General features: G+C 62.5%; 15 protein-coding genes and 2 pseudogenes. 3 read left to right on the top strand and 14 right to left on the bottom strand.

Features of this window, described 5'->3' with window-relative positions; genetic code table 11:
- The 6 genes from R9B84_RS17840 to R9B84_RS17865 all read right to left on the bottom strand — a co-directional run bounded on the left by R9B84_RS17840 (nt 1) and on the right by R9B84_RS17865 (nt 8365).
- On the bottom strand, nt 1-2979 hold the full coding sequence (locus R9B84_RS17840) for a molybdopterin-dependent oxidoreductase (protein WP_423760699.1): 2979 nt from the start codon (nt 2977-2979) through the stop codon (nt 1-3).
- Nucleotides 2980-3033: 54 nt separating this feature from the next.
- Nucleotides 3034-3771 (bottom strand): OmpW/AlkL family protein, encoded by a 738-nt coding sequence (locus R9B84_RS17845; protein ID WP_423760700.1) that lies wholly within the window; start codon nt 3769-3771, stop codon nt 3034-3036.
- Between the two features lie 115 nt (nt 3772-3886).
- Nucleotides 3887-5881 carry an acyl-CoA synthetase gene (locus R9B84_RS17850; protein ID WP_423760701.1) on the bottom strand — a complete coding sequence of 665 codons (1995 nt, stop codon included), beginning with the start codon at nt 5879-5881 and terminating at the stop codon, nt 3887-3889.
- Entirely contained in the window at nt 5878-6834 is a 957-nt protein-coding gene (locus tag R9B84_RS17855; protein ID WP_423760702.1) for a fumarylacetoacetate hydrolase family protein, read from the bottom strand. Before R9B84_RS17855 ends, R9B84_RS17850 begins: the two co-directional genes overlap by 4 nt.
- A gap of 37 nt (nt 6835-6871) precedes the next feature.
- Nucleotides 6872-7942 carry a 2,4,5-trihydroxytoluene oxygenase gene (locus tag R9B84_RS17860; protein ID WP_423760703.1) on the bottom strand — a complete coding sequence of 357 codons (1071 nt, stop codon included), beginning with the start codon at nt 7940-7942 and terminating at the stop codon, nt 6872-6874.
- Between the two features lie 12 nt (nt 7943-7954).
- Complete coding sequence (locus R9B84_RS17865; RefSeq protein WP_423760704.1) at nt 7955-8365, bottom strand: hypothetical protein; 411 nt, start codon at nt 8363-8365, stop codon at nt 7955-7957.
- A gap of 136 nt (nt 8366-8501) precedes the next feature.
- Here R9B84_RS17865 and R9B84_RS17870 point away from each other — a divergent pair, with 136 nt between their 5' ends.
- Nucleotides 8502-9251: a TetR/AcrR family transcriptional regulator gene (locus R9B84_RS17870; RefSeq protein WP_423760705.1), complete on the top strand. Its 750-nt coding sequence runs from the start codon at nt 8502-8504 to the stop codon at nt 9249-9251.
- A 25-nt stretch (nt 9252-9276) separates the two neighbouring features.
- On the opposite strand, the gene R9B84_RS17875 is transcribed toward R9B84_RS17870, so the two are convergent.
- From R9B84_RS17875 to R9B84_RS17895, 5 genes and pseudogenes are all read right to left on the bottom strand, one after another.
- The gene (locus R9B84_RS17875) at nt 9277-9552 is read right to left on the bottom strand and encodes a hypothetical protein (protein ID WP_423760706.1); all 276 of its coding nucleotides are present in this window, start codon (nt 9550-9552) and stop codon (nt 9277-9279) included.
- 129 nt (nt 9553-9681) lie between these two features.
- On the bottom strand, nt 9682-10101 hold the full coding sequence (locus R9B84_RS17880; protein WP_423760981.1) for an ABC-type transport auxiliary lipoprotein family protein: 420 nt from the start codon (nt 10099-10101) through the stop codon (nt 9682-9684).
- Nucleotides 10043-10351 (bottom strand): annotated as a pseudogene (locus R9B84_RS17885) (mammalian cell entry protein); the annotation flags it as partial. The pseudogene R9B84_RS17885 and the gene R9B84_RS17880, both read right to left, overlap by 59 nt.
- A gap of 254 nt (nt 10352-10605) precedes the next feature.
- Nucleotides 10606-11385, bottom strand: a complete 780-nt coding sequence (locus R9B84_RS17890) for an SDR family oxidoreductase (RefSeq protein WP_423760707.1) — start codon at nt 11383-11385, stop codon at nt 10606-10608.
- Nucleotides 11385-11711, bottom strand: a complete 327-nt coding sequence (locus R9B84_RS17895) for a nuclear transport factor 2 family protein (RefSeq protein WP_423760708.1) — start codon at nt 11709-11711, stop codon at nt 11385-11387. The genes R9B84_RS17890 and R9B84_RS17895 overlap by 1 nt, the downstream gene beginning before the upstream one ends.
- Before the next feature lie 90 nt (nt 11712-11801).
- Here R9B84_RS17895 and R9B84_RS17900 point away from each other — a divergent pair, with 90 nt between their 5' ends.
- The gene (locus R9B84_RS17900) at nt 11802-12140 is read left to right on the top strand and encodes a winged helix-turn-helix transcriptional regulator (protein WP_059972222.1); all 339 of its coding nucleotides are present in this window, start codon (nt 11802-11804) and stop codon (nt 12138-12140) included.
- 539 nt (nt 12141-12679) lie between these two features.
- Here R9B84_RS17900 and R9B84_RS17905 read toward each other — a convergent pair.
- The 3 genes and pseudogenes from R9B84_RS17905 to R9B84_RS17915 all read right to left on the bottom strand — a co-directional run.
- Nucleotides 12680-12982 (bottom strand): annotated as a pseudogene (locus tag R9B84_RS17905) (hypothetical protein); the annotation flags it as partial.
- Nucleotides 12983-13131: 149 nt separating this feature from the next.
- On the bottom strand, nt 13132-13446 hold the full coding sequence (locus R9B84_RS17910) for a helicase (protein WP_423760709.1): 315 nt from the start codon (nt 13444-13446) through the stop codon (nt 13132-13134).
- Nucleotides 13447-13710: 264 nt separating this feature from the next.
- Nucleotides 13711-14574, bottom strand: coding sequence for an SDR family oxidoreductase (locus R9B84_RS17915; RefSeq protein WP_423760710.1), 864 nt, complete (start codon nt 14572-14574; stop codon nt 13711-13713).
- Between the two features lie 111 nt (nt 14575-14685).
- Here R9B84_RS17915 and R9B84_RS17920 point away from each other — a divergent pair, with 111 nt between their 5' ends.
- A complete protein-coding gene (locus R9B84_RS17920) occupies nt 14686-15585 on the top strand; it encodes a LysR family transcriptional regulator (protein WP_423760711.1) in 900 nt (299 codons plus the stop codon).
- The last annotated feature ends 82 nt before the right edge of the window (nt 15586-15667 follow it).

A 15667-nucleotide genomic window follows, 5' to 3' on the forward strand; every position in this document is an offset into this window, starting at 1 on the left:
TCACGCTGCGCGACCGAGCATGAACGCCTCGGCACCGCGCCATTTCTCGACCTGCACCAGGCAGGAATTCGGGCTCATGCTGCTGGTGCCGGAGGTCTGCGGCCGGTCGGGGGTAAGCATGTTCATGCAACCGCCAATCTCGACTTGCTCGCCGTCGATTTCGATCAGCTGAAATTCAGCGCTCGCCTCGTAGGATTTCACCACCCCAGCGGTCACCAAGGGCGAGATATCGGCCGCACAGATCACAGCGCCGCGGTCGTTGTGCACTTTGACGAGATCGCGATGGGCAATGCGCCGAACGGCGGCGTCGGCCGGATTGAGCCTCAGCAGCCAGAACCGGTGCCCCGCGATCAGGGCGCGATGATCGTCGATGCCGTTCACCGCAGAATTCTTGCCGTCACAATGGGTATGAAAGCTGTAGCGGCTGTGGGTGGCGATCAATTGCAGCGGGTAACGCCGGGCCAGGTCCGAGCGCAGACCCTCCCACGAGGGGATATATCGGTTGAGCGGTGGCCGCTCGGGATTGTCCGCAGTGTGCCGCTTCAGCAACTCGGGCACGAACTCCAGCTTGCCGCTCGGCGTCTGCAGGCCCCGGCCGAACTTTTCCGAGAACTGCGACGGCAGCGGATGAGGTTCCGGCAGGTCCTTCTTCCTGCCTTCCGCATACCAACGCATGTCCACCGGATGGCGCAGCTCGGGCTTTTCGGGCGGCACGACGAAGTAGCCCTTGCGGCAGAATTCGCGCCACGAAATGTGATCGGGCAGATCCGACGAGTCGAAGACGCGCTTGACCCAGTCAAGATCGCCACAGCCTTCGGTGAAAATGCCACCCAGGCCCAACCGAGTCAGGATGGCAGTGAAAATGTCGTAGTCGGAGCGGGACTCGCCCAAGGGTTCGATGCACTTGTGCTGCAGCGTCAGCATGCGATGGTTGACCGTGCCATACCCGTGGTGGGCGTAGCCACCCGAATTCGCCCATTCTCCAATGTCCCAACGCTCCAGCGAAGTGCACGCGGGCAGGATGATGTCGGCGAACTGGGCTTCGCCTTCCATCCAGATCGACTGATTGACGACGAACTCGATGCTGGAGTGCCGGTAGGCCTCCGTCCAGCGTCCGGAATTCGTCACGGTACTGAACGCGGATCCGCCGTAGCGATAGATCATGTGGATCGGCGAATAGCCGGGCATCGGGTAGGTGAACGGTGCAAACTGGGCTTCCTGGGACATGCCGTCCCAGAGATAACCGGTGGCGTGACCGTTGAGAATCGCATCGGGCATCTGCTGTCGCGGCACCATCTGCTTGACTGGGTTCATGGTCAGGATGTGCGGCATGCGCTGGTAGTTGTCCACCGCATTGGCGGTCCACGCCAGGTCGCCTGAAATGCCGCCGTCCGCGTAGCCAGGGAAGTAGAACTGGAGATCGTGCGGAACGCCGATTTCGAGGCAGCCGAAATTCACTCCCGGCTTGCCCCAGCCCTGCATGGACATCATCATGATCATGCAGCGCGCCCATTGCGCCCCGGTCGCGCCGCGGCCCGCGCCACCGAATCCCGCACCGGTCATCCCGACGGCGAGATGAACCTTTTTCTTTCCCCATAGGCGAGCAAGCGCACGAGCGTCCTTGGCCGGCACGCCGGTCTCGCTCTCCTGCCACTCGGGAGTCTTGGGGATACCGTCGGTTTCGCCCAGAAGGTAGGCTTTCCAATCGTCGAAACCGGTCGTGCGCGTCGCGACGTAATCCTTGTCGTACAGGCCCTCCACGGTCCATACATACATGATGGCGGTAGCCAGGGCGGCATCGGTTTGCGGCCGGATCGGGATCCAGCGGCCGCCCAGCAGTTGTGCGGTCGGATTGCAGTGCGGGTCGATGTGAACGAAGTCGATCCCGAGTTCCTTGGCCCACAGGCGGCGCGGCGTTCCCTCGAATCCTGCGTACGCCCCGTTGGTACTTTCGGGGTCGCAGGACCAGAAGACGATCATTTCGGCTTCCTTGAGACCATCCTCGAGGCCGCCATAGCCGGAGGGTACGCCGACGCGCATCGAGTTGCCGAAATGATGCATGGCGCCCCAGTACCAGCCTTCCCAGCTGTCCGGATTCGCGGCGACCCGGGTGAAGCCGATCAGGTTGGCGAAGCGCGTCAGCGCGCTGAGGTAGTAGCCCACGTTGCCCCACTGGTGGTGGGACGACATCGGGAAAGTGATGGAACCGGGACCGTGAACGCGCTTCTGCCGGTTGATCTCCTTGGCGACGATGTCCAGGGCCTCGTCCCAGCTGATACGCACATAGCCGGACTTGCCGCGGTTCTGGGGATTGCGCTCGCCGTCGGGGTCGAAGTCGACCCGTTTCATCGGGTGAAGGATGCGCTTGTCGGAGTAGACCAGCGACTTGAGCGTCAACGCGTGGGGCGCGACCAATCCACGCCGTGGCGGGCTGAAGCGGCGTCCACGTGCCTCGATCACCCAGCTTGACGCATCCGTATCGTCCAGCTCGATGGGCGTCACGCGGACGATGCGGCCATCCTTGACGTAGACGAACAGGGGCCCGCCATTGGTACAGGTCGTGTAGCGTCGGGTGCCGTCGCGCATGGGTGTGCCCATCGTCAGGCCGACGGTGCGCATCATGCTCAGGGTTTGCATGAGCCAGACCAGCAGTTCGTCCTCGCCCTCGGTGACCACCTTGAAGTTCTTGGCGGCGTGGATGATATCGCCCTGGTCCGGGCTCGGGGAAAGGAACTTCAGGGCGGTGGCGACGTCCTTGAAGGCCATGCGCACATCGGGCCGCGAATGCTTGCCGGCACGCGACCGAATGCGGCCATTCCTGAACTCGATGGCGCGACCGATGCTTTGATCCATGAGCCCGATCCACGCGACGAGATTGCGCTCCTTGAGGCGATCGCGATAGGCGGGGAAGCGGCGCGCCGTCAGGTCCAGCACCTTGGGCAATGCAAAAAGAATGGTCTTGAGAGCCTGTCGTTTCATCGTTCGATCCAAAGTATTGCTTCCATGCGGGGGGCTGGCATCGGGGCGCACCCGCTAGAACGTATAAGCGACGTTCAGGAAAACGTTGACGGGATTGAGTCGGAGTGTCGATGTGGAAACGATCTGCGTCCCGGTCGCGGTCTGTCCGTATAACGTGAGGTGGGTCTTCACCGGCATGTAGCCGACGGAAGCACCGACAGACCAATGTTTGGTCACCGCGTAACTCGCCCCAAGCTCGAACACCGGGTTCCACGATGCACTGAGTGTCGCGCGCACCGAGCCGCCCGGCCCAAAGCTGTCGGAGACGAACTGGCGATTGGTCGCCCGAACCTGGGTGAACCACGTGTAGTTGACGCCAAGTCCTGCGTACGGGCGGAATTTCGATTCAGCTGAAAACAGGTGATATCGAAGTTCGATGGCGGGCGGCATCGGCCTTGTCGTGCCGAGGGTTCCGTACTTCTGCAACGTCCCGTCACCGACCAGATTGACTGTCAGTGGCAGTCCAAACAGCATGGCGACACCAACGTTGTCGGTGACGTAGTACTCGGTGGTGATTCCCATCGTATCCGTCGAGCTGGCATGCGCCCCGGTACCGGCCAGTTGCTGATTCACCGTCACGCCGCCAACACTTTGCACGGTCAGCGGCGTTGCGTCGCCCTGTGGCGATATGTGCAGCCATCCCACCGATGTGGTGATGCTTCCGGCCGTCTGTGCATCTGCATTGTCGGCAAGTGCAGCTGTGCAGATAAAAACCGCCATGCCTGCGAAACACATCGTTCGCGTGAAATTCATTTTTTGTCTCCTCAGTCTCGATCCGATTCACGAATGAAAATTAATTTGGATACCTTATTGAGTATGGCGAGCCGCTTTCTGAGTTTGAGTTATCCCGGCTAGTCGCGCTTCTCCGTCACGGCAGATCTGTCGCTGTCGGTCCGGGCGATCGTATCGGCCTCGCGGCGATCGAAATCGAGAACGCAAACGGAAAACGTCCAAGCACGAAGCGCGCCGCTGTCTCGAGCCCGGGATCGCTCAGCTCGACCAGTACCGACATTCCGCTTGAATCGTTGGTCCTGACGTTGACTGATGCGCCAGGGGCTCCGCCCTGGTCCAATGCCGCGCGGAGCGCGTCACCCGTCTCGCGGCACTTGAGTTCCGGTTTGAATATCTTGCCGACGCCCGTGAGCGGGATCGCTTCGACGATTCGGACATGCTTGGGCAGGGCGGCGCGTTCAGCGATCTCCTGCTGCATGAACACTTCCAGTTCGTGCTCGGTAGCGGTCATACCCGGCTTGAGCTGAACATACGCGACCGGCAATTCGCCGGCATATGCATCGGGGCGCCCGATTGCCGCGGCGAGCTGGACCGCCGGGTGCCGATGCAGGGACTCCTCGATCGTCGCAGGGTCGATATTGTGTCCGCCGCGGATGATCAAATCCTTCTTGCGGCCGGTCAGCCAAAAGTAACCGTCGCCGTCGCTGCGACCGAGGTCGCCAGTGTTGAGCCAGCGCTTGCCGTCGCCGAGATCGAGCCATAGGGCCTTGTTCTGGTCGGGACGCGTGTAGCCGTTGAAAACGTTCGGCCCGGAGATGACGAGCAGCCCCTCTTCGTTAGCTGCGCAATCGCGCAGATACCGTCCCGCGTTGTCCACGACGACTGCTTTCATTGCCTGGAAGGGGATGCGCAGCCCGATCGATCCCAGCCGGCGCTCGCCCGTCGTCGGGTTGACGCTGCTCACGCACGTTCCTTCGGTCAGGCCGTAACCTTCGAGAATCCGGATGCCCGTCTTTTCCTGGAAAGCCCTGAAGACGCCGACCGGCATCGGCGCAGCACCGCACAGGCCGTATTCGAGCGAGTCGATAACATGATCGTCGACAGGAATGTCGAGCAGCGAAGCATAAAGTGTCGGGACGCCACTGAAGAAATTGATGTGATGATGTTCGACGATTTCCCAGAAACGTTTGACGACGCCGTCGCCCCGGTAACCCTGCGGTGTGCCGAGCACGACATGGGCGCCGCGCGAGAAAGGCAGAAGGCCGGTCACCATCGCAGCATTGACGTGAAAGAGCGGCAAGCCGCAAAAAGTCGTTTTGCCGGGGCCGATACTGTCGCCGAAGAACCGCCCGGCGCTCCATGCATTCGCCACTTCGTTGCCGTGACTGCGCATCGCGATTTTCGGCAACCCTGTAGTTCCACCGGTACAGAAGAAGGAGGACATGTCGCCGGGTTGAATGCGGCGTGCATTGTCGAGCGCAGTACCGGATTCCCGCGCGATCGCCGTACCGAAGTCGTGGATCTGGATGTGCGCAGGCACTGCGCTGCGCAAACCGCCATCGCCGTACAGCTGCGCGCACGCGTCGCGCTGAAGCGTGCGTGCCGCCGACTGCGCCGTACCCCGCACGCGATCGGCCGGATCGACCAGCACCAGATGCCGTAGCGGCTCGACCTCATGAAGGATATCCGCGACTTTTTGCCAGAGATCGATCCCGGGAAATGGCGCGAGTGTCACGAGCACGCTGGCACCGGCCGCTTTGAGCAGATTAGCAATCGCTTCGCGTTCAAGCAGCGGATTGATCGCGCATACGATGCCGGTCGCCTGTCCGCCCCAGATCACGAAATGCGTTTCGGGAAGATTGGGCAGCAAATAAGCGATCACCGACTGCGAATTCACACCGAGGCGCGCGAACATGTTGGTCGTGCGCGTGATGTCACGGACCAGCTCGCGATAGGTCCAGCACTCGGCGTCGCGGTGCGCGTCGGCGGTCATGAAAAAAGAGAGGGCAGGGGCGGACGGATCGATGGCCGCACCGGCGCAAATCATCTCGTATGTGCTGGCCGGAAGATCCGGCGGAAGGCCCTGCGCTTCGATTGCCAGCACGTCGTTTTGGGTCGCGATGCCGTTCATGCTGCTTCGTCCACAATCTCGTTACGTTGCACGCCCAGATCGATCGTTCCATCGCGGCTCGCGATCCGGGCTTCGACGATGTCTCCGGCTTTCAGGTACTGCGCGCGTCCCGCCTGCACCTTCATGAACATGTTCCACTTGACGGATTCGGGAAAAAGCGCGACAGCTCGCTGCTTGAGCGGCGACGGGATGCTGAGTGCGCAGCCGGCCGGCGTGCCGGTCGCGAGCAGGTCGCCGGCGCGAAGGTCGTGCACGCCCGACAACTCGGTCAACGTTTCCGCTGGACCATAGACGAGGTTCGATGTCGAGTCCTGCTGACGCACCGCGCCGTTGACGGTCAACGTCAGGTCGAGCGCCTTCAGCTTCGGGAAGTCACGCCGTTCGAGCAGGCACAGATAGGGGCCGACCGGGCCAAACGTCCGGAAGCTCTTGCCCTTGTAGAACTGCATCTGCGGGATCTGGACATCGCGCGCGGAATAGTCGTTCACGATCACGGTGCCGGCGACATAGTCGTGCAGGTTCGCGTCCGTGATCTGCTGGTGAGACGTGATGTCTCGTCTGAGGATGAGGCCGAGTTCGATTTCGTAGTCGAGAAACCGGACGTGCCGCGGTTTCACGACCGGCGAGTCGGCGGCGACGATGCAGCTCGTCGCCTTCGTGAAGATCATGTTGAACTTTTTCGCGTCCGGATCCATGCCCGATTCGATCATGTGCCGACGATAATTCGCACCCTGGCAAACGAATTGCTGGTTGGCTGTCACCGGTGGCAGCCACTCCACGTCCGACTCCGGAATAGTCGATCCGTCGAGCGTGACGAGTCGTTCAACCGGATTCGCCGCGAGAAAGCTCGCGGTTGTTTCGAAGTCGCCGGGAATCGGCGTGACGGCGCCGTTGGCGACCACACCCCATTGGGCGCGGCCGTTATGCCGGAAGTGCAGGACAAGCAGTGACATGAATGGGTCTCTCGTGAGTCGAACAGACGGATGGGGATCAGGCGAACAGCTTCGCCAGGGTCAGCAGCTTGCTGACCGTCAGATCGGGACTGCGGCGCAGGTTGCGAAACAGCGCCGCGAGGCTCGACGGCGTGAACCGGGGCTTCGTGAAGCTGCGCGGCATCGTCGGGCCCCACTGCGCCATCGCTTCGCGGCTGACTGCATGCACGCCCGTTGGCTCATCGGCCGTGAACAGGTCGCCGTCGCAATAGTGTTCGTGCTTGTCGCCCCACGGATCCTGCCAGTAGTCGAAGATCTGGCTGCCCAGAATGTGCCGGCCGATGCCCCACGCGTGCGTCCACCCGTTGTCGCGGAGCATGCGTTGGCCCATGCCGACGGCATCGGCGTCGACCAGTTCGTACGCGCTATGGCTATAAGTCGGCACGAACCCTTGGGCGAGCGCGAGCGTATGGTGATCGGCCGGCCTGTCGCCGAGATCGAGCCGCATGAACGCAACCGCAGGGGAGCCGTCCGGTAGCACCTGGACATCGCTGGGGAGGAATCCGAAATGCTGCGTGTACCACGCGCAGGTTTCCTGGTAGTCGGCCAGCTCGAGTACGACGTGCCCAAGACGAATGATCTCGGGCGCGTGCGCCGGCGGCCGCTGCGTCTCGTTGATCCGGACGGGCGTGTCGACCGAGTTGAACGGAAGCGGAGCACGATGCGGCAACGTGTCGGCCCGTGTCTGGCCCGCAATCGCGTCGACCCGAAAACCCGACGGATCGGTGAGCCGCACCCGATGGCCGCCGCCTGGCCAATCCGACGCCTCGATCTCCGATGCGCCAGGGACTTTGGCGAGCGCCTCCAGATCGGCACGACTGTCGACCCGCAATCCGAAGCCTACGAAGCGGGCCTTGGGCGCGTGGCGAGCGACATAACAGAAGTGTGCGGCGCCCGTGCCGCGCAGCAGCAATTGCGTGTCATCCCGCAGCACCGTTCGGAGACCGAAGTCGTTGAGAAAGTGCTCGGCCTCGTCGAGATCGGGGCGATCGAAGATCAAATAGGCGAGCGCCGATGCCTTCGTTGTGGGGTGAGGGTGGCGAGCCGGTTGTGTGGTGGTCAGTTTCATGGCGGATGACAGTCAGGCAGATCGAGTGGCGCTCGCGAAGGCACACGCCGTCGCATCGAGGGGCTTGCTGCGCAACGGCAGGCATGCAATCGAACCGTCCCACGATGGGACTGACCGGCCCATGAATATTGCGAGGTCGATCGTCGATTGCGCATGGAGGCGCCGCTCCTCGTCGCAGGTGCCGGAAGTCCCCAGCGCTTCGTCGGCGAGCCCGATCGCGCGTCGGGCGACGCGTATCCCGGCAGCCTTGTCGACGCTCATGGCGTCGACCCCGTGATGGGGCTGCCAATTGGCCATTGTGGCGCCGGCTGACCCGGGTCCTGGGATCAGTGCGCCGAGCGCCAAAGGCAGCACGCGCTCCGTCGACGAGCGCGAGTTGTGGTGAAAGGACGCGCTGGCGCCCGTGTGCATAGGTGTCTCCATCGTTTCTCCATTCGTCGTTCGATTGATTCTCGAGAGCTAGTCTGCCGCGTTTGATGACATTAAAGTCATAGATGATGATTTTGTCAATGTAGACATTTCAATCTATACTTGGGCACGAACAAGGATCGGAAACGTCATGACGAATACACCGAGTCGCCGGACACCCAAGCGCACCGCTCCGGAAGCATCCAGTCCCGCGGTCGCCGAAGAGCGCGAGCCGCGTGGCGCGCGCCGCAAGCGGGAGACCCGGTCCCGCCTGCTGGACGCTGCGCTCAGACTGATGGCCGAGAAGGGGATGGAAGGCGTCGCCATCAACGAAATCACCGAGGCCGCCGACGTCGGCTTTGGCTCGTTCTACAACCACTTCGAATCGAAGGAGGCGATCTACGCCACCCTCGTGGAATCGGTATTCGAGGAGTTCGCGGATTCACTGGATCGCTTGGCCAGCGGCTTGTCCGACCCGGCGGAAATTATTTCCGTCTCGGTGCGGCATACGTTGATGCGCGCGCGGCGCGAGCCGGTATGGGGACACTTCCTGATACGCGAGGGCTTCTCGGCGCGCGTCCTGACGCTTGGCCTGGGTCAACGCCTGCTGCGGGACATCAAGCGCGGTATCGCTGAGAAGCGCTTCGTGGTCGCCGACCCATTCATAGGCTTCCTTTCGGTTGGCGGTACGGTGCTGACCGCAATTGCCGCCGAGCTTAACTTCGTCGCGCCGGGCGCGCCGGCAGCCGGTGTTCTCAAGGAACTCGGCTTCAGCGGAGAGCATTTTCCGGAACGCACGGCGGCGACGCTCCTGCATACCCTGGGGCTCAAGCGCACGGAAGCAGAGAAGATCGCAAGCCGGCCATTGCCAGTCGTGGAAGCGGCCGAGACGGCACAGTGACGCAACGGGGTGACGCAGTCGCCGATCAGGCCACCCCGAGCGCTTGTGCGGTACCCGTCAGCTGACTTGGTGCGCCGAGTCTGGCGTACGTCGTCCAGCCGGCGCATGTCGAAGCGGGGCAGCGCACGATCGATGCGGGCGTCATGTCGGACGTTGCCCATCCGGACGTCGCACGAATGGCCGCCTTCGCGGCTACCCCGCGAATACCGACGACGATCTCAGAAGCGATTTCTTCCAGGGCTCGGAGGTGGTGGCCATCGACGAGCGCATCGTTGCCTTCGGAGATGTTTTCGCAGATCACGCTATGGCAAATCAGCGTTTGCCGGTCGGTGCCAAGTGCTTGCTCTATATCGCGTTAACCAGGACGTGCGAACTTGACCACGATTCGAATCGCTAAATCTTGATGGCAACGCGATGTGCGAAAAGGTCGTCATCGTGCGGGACACCATGCACGTCGACCGCGTTCGACTAGGTGCGTCACCGGAATTGAAAGAGCACGGCGAATCTCGTCGCCGACAGGTGAGGCCCAGCGATCGTCCTCGAGTCTGGCGTCCCGTGTCGGACTTGTCTGCATGACCAGTCGGCTGCCGGCCACGGGAGCCTGCACATGGACGACGAGCATGTTGATCATTCGGCGTCGCATTTGACGCCGGAGATGCTGCCCCCGCTGTCGTTGGTCGCGAGCGTGGAGAACCCCGTGGACGGGGAAGTGCACGCGGCGAGCGCCGCCAGCCCGACGCAGGCGACCACGCAAACGAAAATGAGCGATGCACGCGATATCGATACTGACCTCCTTTATTGCCAAATACGAGCAATTCCGGATGACGCTCCAGATAGTCCGCGAGTGCATTGAGCGACTGGAGCGTACGGGTCAGTTCCTGCATGGTTTCGTGGACGTCGGATGGCATCGGCGAATCCTGCCGCAACGTCGACTCAAACGCGTTGAACTTGCGTTGTGCGGCCAGCATGTCCCGTGCCTGCTGCACGACCCGCTCGTCGAGGTGGCCGAACAACTGGTTTGCATGCGCCAGCGTGCCATTCAGATTGTTGCCGATCCCGTCGGACGAAATCTGGTCGAGCTTGCGCGCGGTGCCGCCGATCCCAGTCGATGCGCCGTAAAGCAAGCCGGTGTCTATGGACCGGAACCGGCCAGTTCGAGTCGTTCAAAGAAGATTTACGACCGCCCGCTCCCGGACCAAGAAGAGACGGTCGTCAATGATGCTGTACTCTTCGGATCGTCGACCGTTGCGGCGGTCGCGAACAGAAGCCCTGTCTCGCGGAAGAGGCTTGGTCATGACTGCCAGTCCGTTGGCAAACAGGTTCGGCACCGGGGCGGCCGGGCAAGTGGCTCAGATCACGCAGTCGGAACAGTTCCTCCGTCGATGACGTATTCAGTGCCGGTGATTGCGCTGGCCCGCGCGGAGACTAGAAAGCCAATGAGCTCCGCAACCTCCCGAGGCGAGCATGGTCGGCCGAGAGGAATGCCACCGAGCGAATCCATGATGATCTTGCGGGCGCTTTCCGTGTCGATACCGCTTTGTCGGGCGATCTCGGCAACGAGACCAGCGGCGGCATCGGTCTCGACCCAGCCCGGGGAGACACGCACGACGCGAACGCCCTTCGGACTGACCTCCTTGGACAAGGCTTTGCTGTAGTTTGACAGGGCAGCCTTGGCGGCGGCATAGGCAATCGTCGCCTCCGGCAACGGCAATTGACGCTGGATCGACGTGACATGGATGATGACGCCCGAACGCTGCTCGACCATCGAGGGCAACAGCGCGCGATCGATGCGCACTGCCGGGAATAGGTTCAGGCTCAATGCCTTGTTCCATTCATCGTCATCTAGCACGCTGAAGCCACCGGCCGGTGCAGATGAGCCGCCCGCTACGTGCACGACTATATCAACGCCCCCCAACCGCTCCAGCACGGCGTCGACAATGGCTTTACAGCCCTCGGCCGTCGTGATGTCCGCCCCGATGAACCGTTCTTCGGCAAGCTCATCGGGACGGGAACGCGCGGTCGTCAGAACGTTCGCACCTGCCTCGCAAAGGCGTACGACAACGGCTTTGCCGACGCCTTTGGTTCCGCCCGTAACGAGCGCCCGAAGCCCCAGAAGTTCGGGTGCGGAGCTCATTAGCGAATCTCCAGCGATGCAATCCTGCCGCCGGCCAGGACGAACGTATAGGTCAGCTCAACTGGGCTACCTGGGAAGGTGCCCGTCAGCCGTGCGCGCATCGTCACGGTGGCGCCGTCCTGCGATACGTCCAGCGGCTCAATGCTGTACTGGTACCTGGTTTTGCTGTCTTTCTTCCAGGCCTGGATGGCTTCCAGCCCCTTGATCGTGCGGCCTTCGTCCCGCACGACGGCATCGGCGGTAAAGCAGTTCGATAGAGGGGCGGTGTCGGTGATGGTTTCCGCGAGCAGATAGGCATCAAGCGGCGGAGGCAGCATCATGTTCATCGGGGTTCACCTCAACGTGAAGGTTTGCATGCCCTGATCATGGCGCTACAGTTACCGCATCGCAAGAACGCACATAAAAGTAAGTAACCCTTGGCTAACCGAAAAAACTATACCCCCGCGACTGCCGCAATCGATGTCGAAGCCGCATTCAAGCTGCTGGAAGGCCGCTGGAAACTGGTGATCCTGTTCCACCTATTCGGTGGGCAAGTGAGGCGCTTTTCGGACCTCGAGAGGCTGATCCCCGGCATCACGCAGAAGATGCTTGCCCAGCAGCTACGCCGCCTCGAAGCGGACGGCATCGTAACGCGCACGGTCTATCACCAGGTGCCGCCGAAGGTGGACTACCGCCTGACTGATTGGGGCCAGGCGTTGTGCCCGGCACTGGATGCGATCCTGACATGGGCGGAGCGCCGTGAAGACTTTCCGTAGGCCGCGCCGAGCTCGCGTGCGTGAGGCTAGCAGCCTTTCATCCAGAACTCCAATTTCGCAAGTCGTCGACGTGGTCTCATCCGTGATCGTCTCATCTCGGGCCGGAACCTGACGGTCGTCAATCTCATTTGAGGGGCAGCACTGGGTCGCAAAGAGCCTTTCATGCGGCTCCAGAACGGCCACTCGGTGTCGCGCGTGGCCGTGTGCAGACGTCGTCGAACGGCATGCAAACGAGATTGATAGTCATCAGCACGCGATGCGCACAGTCACGGCCTACACTCGGCAAGCGCAGCCGACAAGTGCTGAAGGAACGTATCAGGTGCTCGCAGCCGGCGGCTACCGACGGTTGTCGGCAAGGAGGAGTCAACAGGAGGCCAGGTGGACGCTCGAATGTCAGTTCCTGTCGACAATAGCGTCTTTGCTCGCTTCGGAAGACAAACCGAGGGATCGGCACGTTGTTCTTCCGGGTGTATCCACGATGGCCGCCGCGAGCGATCGACAAGTCGTGGACGTGACACGTGGGCGCCGGCAAACCCCTATCATCTGTGGTGCTTCATTTTCTCGGCTTCCACCGCAGCGAGCCGTTCTTCGCTTGCGGAAACAGATTCCATGGCTTCGTCGACCGATGCCAATGCAAACTCGCAGGCTAGTTTCGTTTCTTCAACGGCAGGCTCTGGCTCCTCATTGTCGCTTGGCGGAGGGGCAAGCATGTCTCCGAGCATCATTGCCAGCTCAGGGGTATCCCATTGCTCGCCCCTTTGCTCCTTCCTCTTTATATAGTGCCGGATTTCCGCGTCTTGCTCTGGCGAGAGTGGGAGATGTCGAAACGTGTTGCTTGGATCTCTCCACCAGCGTCCCGATGGCGGACCGATTCAGGCTAATGAGCAAGTCGCCCTCCCAATGGCCCGGTATCCGACAACGTTCGCTGGATATTCGGACCGGGCTCCAGAGCAGACGCAACGCTCCCGTCGGTTTCCGTTCCGGCCACCTTTTACGCGTCTTTCAGCCAGGGCATTTCCACGGGTGACACGACCAGTTGCCGGAATTCGCGTTTCAGATCGAAGATAAACCCGACCAGGATCATGGAGTCGGCGTAAGGAATGGGAAAGACCTGCGGATTTTCCGGAGTCCGCAGGGGGCGCTCGGGTGTGTCCGCTGTCACCGCGGCGTTCTCGCGAACGCTTTCCAGTTCGTCGGCCATGGGTAGGCCACCGACTTCCAGCACACGGCTACGCAGGTCGCTGAAGGGTTCGACGCGTGCAGCGTCTTCGTGATATTCGGGCACTTCGTAAACGAACCAGGACATTGTCGTCTCCCATGAGAAGGGGCGCTATTCTAACGCTGCGCGAGGATCCGCCGAAGATCGGCCATGTTGTGCGATGGCCGCGGGCGCTGCGAGGCAGTCTGACAGGGGCGATTTCTGACGAGGCGGGCCGCCGCCGAGGTGCCGAAAGCGTTGCCTTGCACACTGCCGTGAGCCCACCGGAACCTGCAATGCTATGCCGCGACCGCCGGGTTTTGCTTGCATGGCTTTCGATGCCGCACGGAGCATGAAGGCTCGGCATCGCGCTCAGCGGGCGAGCGCTGCCGCGAAGTCGCGATACGTCCGCAGCGGGCGGCCGAGGATCGCGGTCAGCCGCTCGACATCGCCTGCCTCCGGCACCATTCCGTCGCTGACGTAGCGCTCGGCCATCAGCCGCATTTCGTAGGCCATCCATTTCGGCATGAACTTCGCCAGGTTGTGTTCGAACGGCGAGGGATCGTCGCCGCCATAGGTAATCGGGCGACCGAGCGTGTCCGACCAGATGGCCGCCAGTTGCGGGCCCGTCAGCGTGTCCGGCCCGACCAGGTTGATCGTCTCGACCGGCAACTTGCCGGGCGTGTCGTGGCGGCGGATCAGCTCGATTGCCGCGACTTCCGCGATGTCGCGCACGTCGACCATCGCGACGCCCTTGCTGCCGATCGGCATCGGGTAGATGTCGTGCTCGACGATCACGTCCTTGACCATCGATTCGTTATCCATGAAATACGCGGGCCGCAGGATCGTCGCGCTGAAGCCCATTTGCTCGATCATCCGCTCGGCGCCGGATTTCACCGCGAAGTGCGGCACGTTCACGAAGCGGTCGGCGCGGAGGACGGACAGATAGACGACGCGCTCGATACCGGATTCGCGGGCGAGGTTCAGCGCGATCAGCGCCTGCGTGAATTCGTCTCCCGCCACGCCGTTGAGCAGAAACAGCGTGCGTACGCCGGAGAACGCCGTGCGAAGGGCCTCGATGTCGAGCATGTCGCCCTGCACGACCGTCACTGCCGCCGGAAAGTCGGCCCTGGAAGGATCGCGCACCAGCACGCGCACGTCGGCGCCGCGATCGACGAGTTGACGGACGACTTGGCGGCCCACACGGCCGGTGGCGCCTGTAATGAGAATGGTCATGATGTTCGCTCCTGAGATATCGGTTGGGTTGACCTGCCCACGTAAGGTAGGTGATCCACACACGATCCGGAAGGTGTGGTAAATAGACATGTCGTCTCACTGGTGGAACACATGGACCTGCTTGCGCTCGCCGATTTCAATCTCGTCGCCCGCCATGGCAGCTTCGGCGAAGCCGCACGGGTGGCGGGGCGCCCGAAGGCGACGCTGTCGCGCCGCGTCGCGGAACTGGAGAACAGTCTGTCGCTGCGTCTGTTCGAGCGCGGCTCGCGCGGCGTGAAGCTCACGCAGGAAGGGCGCGCGCTCTACGAGCGGACGGGCACGCTGCTCGCGGAGCTTGCGGACAGCGCTTCGGCGATTGCATCGGGGAGCGAGCGGCCGCGCGGCCGGCTGCGCATCAGCGCGCCGATGCTTTTTTCCCAGTTCGCGATGGGGAAGCTGGTGGCGACGTTCGCGCTGAAATACCCGGACGTCCGGCTGGAGGTGACGACGGAAGATCGGCCCGTCGACATGATCGACGAAGGGTACGACCTCGTGATCCGCGTGAACCCGGATCCTGACGAAAGCCTGATCGGGCGTGTGTTCCTGCGCGACCGGCTCGTCATCGTCGCGAAGCCCGAACTGGCTCGGCCCACCAGCGATGCGCCCGCACCGGCCGTCGTACGCGGGGCCGACGACCGGCGCACCGCATGGGACGTGACGGGCCCGGCCGGAACGTCACGCATCGCGATCGAGCCCGTGGCCCGGCTGTCGTCGCTGGTCATGGTGCGCGATACGGTGCGTCTGGGCCTCGGCGCGGCTTGCCTCCCGGTATCGCTCGTGAGCCGCGACCTGGCGGCCGGCACACTCGTCAGCTGGGGCGACGTGCCGGGGCCCGATATCGCACTGTGGGCGCTGTACCCGTCCAGGCGATTGTTGAACGTGCGCGTTTCCGCATTTCTCGATCACCTGAAGGACGCGTTTCCGTCCGGAAAGCCGGAAGAACTGGCAGCCTATATCGAACCGGAGCAGTGAAACGGCGTCGGCCGCGGCTGCGCACGCGCGTCGCACCGATGATCGCCGCGATGCTGCGATGCCGTACGGGTCGGCGGCGAAC

The organism is Burkholderia sp. NLJ2 (assembly GCF_049487195.1).
Classification (GTDB): domain Bacteria; phylum Pseudomonadota; class Gammaproteobacteria; order Burkholderiales; family Burkholderiaceae; genus Burkholderia; species Burkholderia pyrrocinia.